Here is a 9,414-nt window from a genome sequence, read left to right as displayed (position 1 = left end):
TCGCGTACCAAAGCGGCAGAACGATTTATCAGCTCAAGCATGGGATGCTCTCGGACTACCTGATTGAGCAACTCAAGCACCCGTCCGTACAAATGACTCTTGCGTAAGTCCTGTTGGTGTTCCCCTCGGCTAGGAGAGCTCCCATTGATGACCACAATTTCAGAAACAGAGCTTGGAAGACGGTGCTAGCTGATGTTGGGGTGGAATATCGCAAGCCCAGGACGACGCGAGCCACGCTGGTGAGCCATGCGCTAGATAGGGGCATGTCACCAGCGGAAGTAAGCGAGCTGACCGGACACACTCAGGAGACGCTGTTTAGGCATTATGCGGGGAATGTGAAAAATCGCCCTCAACTACCTGACCTGTTGGGAGATTCTTGAGCGATCGCCGTCCTCGGCTGCTGAGCAGTGACGCTCTAAAATGCTCGACTGCCCGTTGATGGGTTTCTGGGTCGTGGAGGTTTGCTAGCCAGTCTTCAAGCATTTCTTTGTTGTAGCGGTAGCCACCCCGGGGGAGCTGGAACCAATGAACGCCCTGAATCCACCCAATCTCTGAATCAGAGCGATAGCGGTCCAGAGTATCGGTGCTGATGTCGAGTAGGGCAGCCGCTCTCTGGGGGTTGAGGACAAACAGCGGTTCGAGCAATTTGGCTTTAGGCATTGTCCACACCCACTAATAGATTCAGTTGCCCTTCACGCTCTTGCTTCAGTCGTCATTTGGTTGCCATTGCTTTGAGGTCATATCGGCAGTGGCAGACGGAACACGAGGCGCGTAAGTTTGAGCGATCGCAGTTTTCCGGCTGGTGGTCGAGGTGAGCAGTGGTGAGTGTAAAGCGGGTTAGTTTAGGGACCAGAACCATGCACCCAAACTCTTCATCATCCTCCAGCTCGTCTAAATCACCTGCCCATTGTTCATGCTCTAGTTCAATGCGATCCCGCAGATCGCCATCATCTTCCCCAGGGCGACGGCAGGGCCTACCGCAGTTTTCACAGGTCCAGTTCACTTCTGTCTTGATGGCGAGGGCGATCGCGTCCCAGTTTTTGGGGTAGAGTTTGCGGTTCATCGGCATGGCGGTGCCTCCTGAATCAGCTTGAGTAGATTGACTGGATAGTCATCCTTGAGCTTTCCAGGGAAGGTGACATGAACGCGATTAGTGGCTGCGTCGTAGTAATCGACGTGACCTCGCCATCCTGCGGGGTTAGTTACGTAGTCGCCTGGATTAAAAGGTGGCTTTACCTCTGAGGTGGTTGACTGCATTAAGTAGAGGTCACCACGCTGGTAAGTGCGAATAATTTGCCAGCTAGGAGCTTTGATTTCAATGCCCTCTGAAGTGATGCTCTGGACCGTGGCAATGCTGCCAGCAAATCGACCTGCATCAACTCGTACTTTGTCGCCTATTTGGAGGGCAACTTCACGAGGGTTGAAGTGATCAATCAAGTGATCATTTGCAATAACGGCGGTAGTGATCACTTGCTGATCACTGGGCGTGATCACTTCGTTTCTTGGAGTGATGCGGGTTGTAGCTCGAAGTGATCAAGTGATCGCTCGTTTTGCGATTTCAACAGTGAATTTTTTTGATTTTTAGTGATCACTTGATCACTTGGAGGTCTATCGCTTACTGGCTGCGGGTTTAGGTTGATCACTTCGGAGTGAATCACTTGGCTGAGCACTCTGATCACTTCGATCACTTGAAATATTGCTTAATGTGCCAGCAAAGTACACATGACCCCGCCCTACTTGCGATCGCCGTCGCTGAATGATGCCTTTGCACCAAAGCTCATAGAGGGCACGTCTAGCAGAGTGCTTAGCTAGTCCGATGAACTCAGCTATTTCTGTGGCAGTGTAGGGAATGCCTTGATGGTCTGAATCGAAGAGCCAGAGTCTGACTCGGTGTTCTTGGGTTGAGGCTTCGGAGTTTTGATCGTCGTTTTCACCTTCACCCATGTAGCTGAAACTAAAACTATCTTCATCGAACTGAAAGCGATATTTTCCCGGTGGTCTACCCAAACGAGTCTTTTCAACCCGCAGTAACCGTTCTTGTGGGGTTTCGAGGTTGCTCTTGAGGCTCCAGACTTCTGAGACTGAGTTGTGAATGGCTCTACTACCACGGGCCTGTCCCATAAAGTTGGAGTGGTGAATGATGACGAAGGTGCAACCAAACTCATTGGCGAGGTCACGGAGTTGGAGCAACGGTCTAGCGTATTCCGTGTCGTTCTCACTAAAGATGCAGTTGCGGTTGATGCTGGAAAGGCTGTCGATGATCACCAGCTTGGGGCGGTGTTCTTGTAGATAGCTGGCGAGGCGGGGCATAGCTTCTACTTGCCAGTCTGGGAGGATGTGAAGTGGATCGGTCTCAGCAATGCCCCTAATGTCTATGCGTTCGTTGGTGACGATGCTGGGTTCATCGGTCTGGACCAGCAGCACCTGGCCTTGCTCAACGGGGTAGCCATTCCGGGGCTTACCTTTGAGAACGCATTCCATGACTTCGTAAAGCATTAGGGTTTTGCCTGCGCCGCCGTCGCCATGTAGGAGCAGAGTAGTGGCAAGGGGGAGCCAACCAGGAATGAGCCATTGCATCTCTTGAGTGTGGAGGGCTCGGAACTCGGCAACGGTCAGGGGTTTAATGGGAGCTTGCTGGCAAAGAGCTTTGTTGTAGGCTGCCATCATCTGGCTCGGTGTACGTTTAAATTTACGTGCAAGAGATTGGAGCTTCCACTCCCTTAAGCCTGCGTCCTGTATCTCTTCGAGCTTTTTAACTTGGCTAATGACGGCGTTAAATTCGGCTTCCTCTGCGTCTTGACCCGTTCGACGTTGGAGAACAGTTGAGGCGATCTGCTCTACGATTTCGACTGGGGTACCATGCCATTTGGCGATTTGGGCAAGTTGCAGTTTTGGAAAGCGCGAACTGGTGGTGGCTGCTAGAATTTCGTCTTCTAGGGCTTGTTCGGCTTGTTTGGCTAAGGGGGTGAGCTGGGGCGGAACTTCTAATGCTTGTTTTTCAGCTTCAAAGAACTGACGGCGTTCTTCTGGTGTGGCTTTGGCAAACCACTGATCAAATTCAGCAGGGGTTAAGTCTTGAAGATCCATTGTTATTGCTCCCTGCTTTTTGTCGATGTCGATGGTTGGCTATGATTGATAGGAAATTTCACATTTGCTCCTGAATATTGGTTTGGCAGGTGTAACTGGTGGGAGCTGCTGGGGCAGGCGGCTCCTTTTTCATGGGCGATCGCCTCATGGGGCATCAACTCCAATAAACCCAGTCCTTTTTGTTGGTAATGGCTTGGCGCACTAAGTTACGCCGCTGGATTTTGGCCCCTTGCGCTAAGCGCCTCAGGGTGTCTGAGATAGTTTTTTCTGAGAACGACGCGAACTCAGGTTGCGATCGCAAATCAGACGGCCTGAATTGTTTACCAGGCTGAGATCGCAGAAATTGAGAGATGTTGGCAGCTAAATTCATGGCGATCGCCTCACGGCTAACTCCCCTTCACCACCGCACTGGTCGCAAGTTTCCCATTCCACCTGGTCTGAGTCGGGGTAGGTAACTTCGGATTCGCCACCAACGCAGTGAGGGCACTCGTAGAGGTCGTAATGTAGCTCTAGTTCTATGGGGTCAATCTCTGAAGGGCGTTTTACCTGGATCTTGCTCATAAGCTCCTCCCATAGCAAAAATCCCACTCACACCGCGACTGTGAAGCGATCGCGGGTAAGTGGGCACAGTTTTCAGATTTAAAACAATGCGAAAATAGGGCTGTTAGGCCCTTCGTTGGAGTGTACATTTATACCTCGGTTCTAGCGAAGTGGTCTAACGCAAAAGAGCCGGGGACTGGTGCAAGCAGTCCTCGGCCCTCTAGTTGCTTATAAGTTTCGGAATTCCATCAACATTGTAGACTCCTCAATTCGTTTGTGCTTGTGCAGCCTGCTACTAGGCTGTTTTTTATTGCCTGTAGAAGCGAAAGCCTAGGCAAAATCGCTTATTCTGCGGTTTTTAGTACTGTCCTCACCTTGAGATGATTAGGGGTGAGGACGGGAGCCAACCCCGTCCTCTATTGTTAGCCCTCATATTGAACACAGTGTTTAAACACTGTGCTTAGACATAGTGTATGATAGACCCAATCGATTTCAACGTCGAGGAGGGAGAATCTCCTTTGAAAAAGATCCGAGAGTTGTTGGGAGTGTCCCAGGAGGAATTTGGTCGAAGAATTGGAGTGTCTGGTCAAACGGTCAGTCGATGGGAAAGGGGGATTTGGCCTGCAACCTTTACCCTTGCTCAAATAAGGGCACTTCGTAGAGAGATTAAAGCCCTGGGGCTTGACCTCGATGACATACCGGATGATTTAGGACCAAGAAAGGCTCAAACGCAAAATTAAAGCTAGGGTTGCAGCCCTAGCTCCAATGGTTCAAACGGAGGTGAAGATAACTAAAAATTTGTGTTCCATCTGCCAGGGAAGGGGAGGCACCCCCAAACCCTGGTTCCCCAAAGTTACGTGCATAACAATGGAGCAATTAAATGATGACACTTTCACGCGACGGCGCAAAGATTTTAAGCCCTTGGGCAGAAAGCGATCGCAGCTTAATTCAAGGAGATGACCATAGAGGCGGGGGCCGAGTTATGAAACTGAGCGAATCTGACAAACTCTACATCTCGGTTCAGATTCATCGGTACAACAGCTTCACCTCAGCTTTCAAGGCATCGCAGAAGACTAGACAACGCGCTAGCTTGCTGGCCTATCGGGAAAATTGCCTTTGGAGAATTGCATCTTGCTCGGAACTGTTAGGCGATGCACTTGATCCAGGCGGGGCTTTAACTGATGACCAGTGGAACCAAGTGCTTGAGTTTATCGAGCAGTTCCAGGCCAATAACTAACTAGTTCATCGGGCGATCGCAGCTCTACTCTCCTCTGAGCGATCGCCCTCTTTCCTATGCCAAAAATTTGCACTAGAAGCCATGAAAGACCTTGCATTCATCGTTTGCTTAGCGGCAGCGGCTGCAATCGTCGCACCTACAGCAGCCGATCTGCTCACTGCCCTGAGCCCTAAATACATTAAGCTCGAAGCCCAAAAACAGCAACTAGAACAGACCGCACGAGACTATCAAGTGTATCGGGAGGCCGTCAAAGATGCCCGATAAACCCCACGACGAAAGCCAAATCATTCTGTAAGGCTCTGACCTGGGAGACATCATTCGTCCCACTGCCAAGACCGTCACTGTCCAGAGCAATCGCCAGCATCCCGTGATGGAAAGCCAATGGCACTGGCTAAACCTGCTCTTTCCCCCTGCCAGACCACGAGACATGCTGCTACAAATCAGCTCCCGCATCTTCCCTACATCGGTGGTGGTGGGAGTCATCGTCACCAGCTCACCACTTTGGTGGGGGACTGCTGACCTAATTCCCTTCCTCGTTGTGGGGGCGATCGCCTTGGTTGCCGCCGCTTGGTTGTTCAAGTTTGTGGCTCAGAACGTCCCCAACGGTCGGGACCTCATGTTCTACCACTATCTGTGTGTGCTGATTGGCGTTCTCCTAGCTCTAAACCTCTAATGCCAGACATCCACCCCACTGAACTGCAACTGCTGCTCGAAGCCAAACGGCGCAATACTCTCGCTGCTTGGTGCGCGATCGCAGCTCTACCGTTCTGCGCAGGAATGATGCTGGCAACCCGTTCCCCTTGGCTCAAGCTAGGGGGCGCGGGGCTAGGCACAGCCTTCACCGTCGTGGGTGCCCTCGCATCCTCAGCCGCCAAAGATGCCGAGTACCGCTTGCAAGATTGGTCAGACATCTCAGCTCAGAGCTACCAAAACCGCCTTTACAAGCTGATGAACCCAGTTAACGCCACGGTCACCACCGTAGAAGCAGAAGTTGCACCCGAAATCTACAACTTTGACAGCATCCTAGATGAGGCCGTGGGTATTGCCCTCTTGGGTAACAGTGGCAGCGGCAAGTCTAGCGTTGCTAAATACATCATCAACTTGATGGGTGAGACTCAAATTCTCGTGTTGGACCCCCACGACGATGGCGACACCTGGGGCGGCCTGCCTGTGGTCAGCAGCTATGAGGGCATCGCTGAACAGCTAGAGCTGCTGCTCACAGAACTAGACAACCGGGGACCAAAGCGCCGCCGTAAAGAACGACTCGATCCAGTGGTTGTGGTCTGTGACGAGTGGCCTGCTGTCCGTTCCTATTGCCAGCAAAACTCCCTCGATGTCGCCGATCGCTTTTTACTGCGCTTTGGCTCAGAATCCCGCAAGTTCAACATGCTCTGCATGTTCTGCTCTCAATCGGGTAATACAAAGGCACTAGGGCTAGAGGGCAAAGGCGATTTCCTAGAAAACTATCTGCTCATCCGCTTGCACAAAGTTGCGCTGAAGTATGCCAAAAACCTGAGCGATCGCACCGTGGTGCAGCGACTAAAGCAACAGGGGTTCCCCTGCCTAGTGGGAGAAGATGTCAGCATCCATCCCACCCATGGCCACTACCCCCAATTCAAAAAGGGATTGCCCCCGGCTAACCTCAAGCCCCTTCACCCCTCACCCCTCACCTTTGCCACAACCAAGCATCTAGTTTTACCTAGTTCACCCCCGGTTCACCAGCTCACACCCTCCGAGGTTCACCCTGGTTCACCCGAGGCAAGTGAACCAGTTCACCCCAAAGGTGAACCTAACCTTGTGAACCAGTTCACCAATTTGCCGACCCATTCGCCACAACGACAGAGCCTTGGGCAGTTGAACTTGTGTTGCAGCTTAAGGCCAAAGGTTGGACCCAAAACCAAATCATTCCCCATATATGGAACGCCTCAAAGGGCAAGGGGAAGCGCTACGGTAAAGCGCGCGAAAAGTATTTGGCGATCATTAACGAATCGCCAGACGAGCTTAGGGAGTCAGACACTTAGACACTCAATCTAGGCCCACGGCCTCAGAAGCGAGACACTAAGACACTGACAAACTGAGATAAGCCCTCTCTCCAGGGCGGCACGGTTAACCAACACCTGCAACCAATAGGAGAAACCACGATGTCTAACTACACACGACTCATCAAATCCACCCTGTTACTCGCTGCGTTCGGCGGCATCACTGCCCTCGCACTCAAAGTAACTGCCCTACTGCTCAGCGCTCTGGTCATACCAGCACTGCTGACAACGGCGTTAGCGATTCTCGGACTGGCAGGCTATCACGTCTTTCGCCAGCTCCTGCAATCCTTCCAGCTCAGGGAAGCCAGTGTGGAAGCTCCCGCCGCTCAGGAACTGCCACCAGTTACCGAAACGGTAGAGCCCATTCAACCGGAAGAAGCACCACAACCCCCCGTAGTGGCCACGAAACCCCAACCAGTTGCCCAGCAACCGGAACGCATCCAAGCAGCCAAGGTTTACGCCTTGTTTCCCAAAGCTGTAGTCGAACCAGAAGCCAAGCAACCGGAGGAATCAACCCCCACGGAGGAGCCCCAACCGGAAGACGCCACACACCGCAACGTAGAGGAAGAAGCAATTCTTGCATCTGCAACGGTGGAGGAGTCCAGTGTAGAGCCCACCCAAACGGGTGAGGCACAGCCAGAGGAACCGGAAGCAATTCCGACCGAAGGAGACACGGGGCCAACCCTAGAGGCCGAGGATATTGTGAGCCAAGAAGACCTTGAGAACCTAGTCGAATCGGGGAAATTAACTTTCACCAAAATGCGGCAAATCTGTCGAGATTTGAAGCTTACAGGCTACGGCAATATCAAGAACTGCAAGGGCTACATCGCCTTTCTTGCTCAACAGAACCTCAGACGATCTCAACTAGAGAGAGTCGCATAATCCCGTTACGTTCAATCGTCCGCACCGTCCCCCCCTGGTTCAGGGGGGCTTATTTTTGGGAGCGATCGCATTTGGCTATCTTCTTTCACAAGAATTAAGGCTGAGGTTTTGGCGAGCTAATAGTAAATGTAGAGTATCTTTCTTTATATACCTAAAAAGCATACTATACGAAAGGTTTTTATATATTTATCTAAGTTGATGTAATAGATATAGGAGAAGCTACTTGAATTAACTAAATCAATTTGATTTCTAAAGGGAGAAAATAAATTGTAATCCTATGTATAGATAGCAAAGTATATGCGTGTTTCCAAAATAAGATTACAAAACTTTAAAAGTTTTATTGATGTAAGCCTTAATTTATCTAAAGAAATTAATTTAATTGTCGGACCCAACAACTCAGGAAAGTCAACACTACTAAAATCCGTGTTATGGATTCAACAAGGCTCTCAACTACTTCGTGCTGATTTGCGTACCTTTCAAAATGGTGGCTTAGTTGAAATTGAGCTAGAGGATGCTAATAGTTACTTTGACGGGCGAGCTGGATTGAGCCCAATAGCCAGAGCTTATCTTCATTCAGGTGGAGGCCTTGGCGCGGAGATTGCTAATAGTAATTCATCGGAATTATATGGTTCTATAAATTATCCATTTGGAAATACATATCCGCATGCTATTCCAGCTTCTGAACCCAAAAACCTTATCTATCCTTATTTATCAAGGAGAAAAGTAGTCTCTTATGGAGAACTAGTTGGTTCAGCTCAGAGCAATGCTGTATCAGGAAACTTCTCAAATTTATATGCAAAAATTGATCGTCTTACTAACCCTGACATGCCGGCTAATGAACAATATGTCAAAGCATGTATAGATATTATAGGATTCCGAGTTACGTCAGCAAATTCAGAAAATGGTAAAAAAGCAGCTTATATCATTGACAATTTTGAATACATACCATTGGAAGCAATGGGAGAAGGTATTGCTAACTTGCTTGGTCTTATTGTGGATTTGTGTATTGCCGACAATAAACTCTTTTTGATTGAAGAACCAGAAAATGATATCCACCCAAAGCCGTTGAAGAAACTCCTCAAGCTTATTGCTGAAAAGGCTGAAAATAACCAGTTCATAATTACAACTCACTCAAACATTGTTGTGAAACATTTAGGAACTTGGCCTGAGTCTAAACTATTCCAAGTAACAATGAAGTTTGAGGAAAAGCTTCCCACTTCACAAGTTGAGGAAGTAATTAACTCACCAGAAGCTCGTCGAGAAATTCTTGAAGATTTAGGTTACGATTTTTTTGATTTTGATATGTGGTCTGCTTGGTTATTTCTTGAGGAAGCCACAGCAGAAAAAATTATTAAAGAATATTTAATTCCTTGGTTTACACCTGACTTAAAAGGGAAGCTTAGAACATTCTCAGCCAAGTCATTAAGTGAGGTTAAAACCAAGTTTGATGCTTTTGATAAACTATTCGTCTTTCTACATCTTGAGACAGCTTATAAAAACTTAGTGTGGGTTGTTATAGAGCGTTTCCTAGTCTCCTGAGGTACAGTAACAACAATGAGTAAACCAGCTGCGAATATCTTCTAGAGAGACTTGAGCAAATGCCTCTTGAATGGCTTTGTCTAAGGCTGA

The 9,414-nt window shown here is 49.3% G+C and carries 13 protein-coding genes; 7 read left to right on the top strand and 6 right to left on the bottom strand.

Going from position 1 to position 9,414, the window contains the following annotated elements:
• Positions 1-315 precede the first annotated feature (315 nt).
• The 6 genes from H6F90_RS02975 to H6F90_RS02950 all read right to left on the bottom strand — a co-directional run bounded on the left by H6F90_RS02975 (position 316) and on the right by H6F90_RS02950 (position 3,648).
• On the bottom strand, positions 316-660 hold the full coding sequence (locus H6F90_RS02975; RefSeq protein WP_190550102.1) for a hypothetical protein: 345 nt from the start codon (positions 658-660) through the stop codon (positions 316-318).
• A 52-nt stretch (positions 661-712) separates the two neighbouring features.
• A complete protein-coding gene (locus H6F90_RS02970; RefSeq protein WP_190550100.1) occupies positions 713-1,069 on the bottom strand; it encodes an HNH endonuclease in 357 nt (118 codons plus the stop codon).
• Positions 1,060-1,494, bottom strand: a complete 435-nt coding sequence (locus H6F90_RS02965) for a hypothetical protein (protein WP_190550098.1) — start codon at positions 1,492-1,494, stop codon at positions 1,060-1,062. Before H6F90_RS02965 ends, H6F90_RS02970 begins: the two co-directional genes overlap by 10 nt.
• 114 nt (positions 1,495-1,608) lie before the next feature.
• Positions 1,609-3,087: an AAA family ATPase gene (locus H6F90_RS02960; protein ID WP_190550096.1), complete on the bottom strand. Its 1,479-nt coding sequence runs from the start codon at positions 3,085-3,087 to the stop codon at positions 1,609-1,611.
• A gap of 154 nt (positions 3,088-3,241) precedes the next feature.
• Entirely contained in the window at positions 3,242-3,457 is a 216-nt protein-coding gene (locus H6F90_RS02955; protein WP_190550093.1) for a hypothetical protein, read from the bottom strand.
• Entirely contained in the window at positions 3,454-3,648 is a 195-nt protein-coding gene (locus H6F90_RS02950; RefSeq protein ID WP_190550091.1) for a hypothetical protein, read from the bottom strand. Before H6F90_RS02950 ends, H6F90_RS02955 begins: the two co-directional genes overlap by 4 nt.
• Before the next feature lie 452 nt (positions 3,649-4,100).
• Between H6F90_RS02950 and H6F90_RS31375 the strand changes: the two genes are divergently transcribed.
• From H6F90_RS31375 to H6F90_RS02915, 7 genes are all read left to right on the top strand, one after another.
• Positions 4,101-4,367 (top strand): helix-turn-helix transcriptional regulator, encoded by a 267-nt coding sequence (locus tag H6F90_RS31375; protein WP_190550089.1) that lies wholly within the window; start codon positions 4,101-4,103, stop codon positions 4,365-4,367.
• A 140-nt stretch (positions 4,368-4,507) separates the two neighbouring features.
• Complete coding sequence (locus H6F90_RS02940) at positions 4,508-4,864, top strand: hypothetical protein (RefSeq protein WP_190550086.1); 357 nt, start codon at positions 4,508-4,510, stop codon at positions 4,862-4,864.
• Between the two features lie 81 nt (positions 4,865-4,945).
• Positions 4,946-5,128 (top strand): hypothetical protein, encoded by a 183-nt coding sequence (locus H6F90_RS02935; RefSeq protein ID WP_190550084.1) that lies wholly within the window; start codon positions 4,946-4,948, stop codon positions 5,126-5,128.
• Between the two features lie 106 nt (positions 5,129-5,234).
• The gene (locus H6F90_RS02930; protein WP_190550082.1) at positions 5,235-5,537 is read left to right on the top strand and encodes a hypothetical protein; all 303 of its coding nucleotides are present in this window, start codon (positions 5,235-5,237) and stop codon (positions 5,535-5,537) included.
• On the top strand, positions 5,537-6,898 hold the full coding sequence (locus tag H6F90_RS02925) for a hypothetical protein (RefSeq protein WP_190550080.1): 1,362 nt from the start codon (positions 5,537-5,539) through the stop codon (positions 6,896-6,898). Before H6F90_RS02930 ends, H6F90_RS02925 begins: the two co-directional genes overlap by 1 nt.
• 107 nt (positions 6,899-7,005) lie before the next feature.
• Positions 7,006-7,785 carry a hypothetical protein gene (locus H6F90_RS02920; RefSeq protein ID WP_190550078.1) on the top strand — a complete coding sequence of 260 codons (780 nt, stop codon included), beginning with the start codon at positions 7,006-7,008 and terminating at the stop codon, positions 7,783-7,785.
• A 297-nt stretch (positions 7,786-8,082) separates the two neighbouring features.
• The gene (locus H6F90_RS02915; protein WP_190550076.1) at positions 8,083-9,324 is read left to right on the top strand and encodes an ATP-dependent endonuclease; all 1,242 of its coding nucleotides are present in this window, start codon (positions 8,083-8,085) and stop codon (positions 9,322-9,324) included.
• The last annotated feature ends 90 nt before the right edge of the window (positions 9,325-9,414 follow it).

Source organism: Trichocoleus sp. FACHB-591, assembly GCF_014695845.1.
GTDB lineage: Bacteria > Cyanobacteriota > Cyanobacteriia > FACHB-46 > FACHB-46 > Trichocoleus.
Note: the sequence above shows the minus strand (reverse complement) of the source record. Positions and strands in the feature narration are given on the sequence as shown.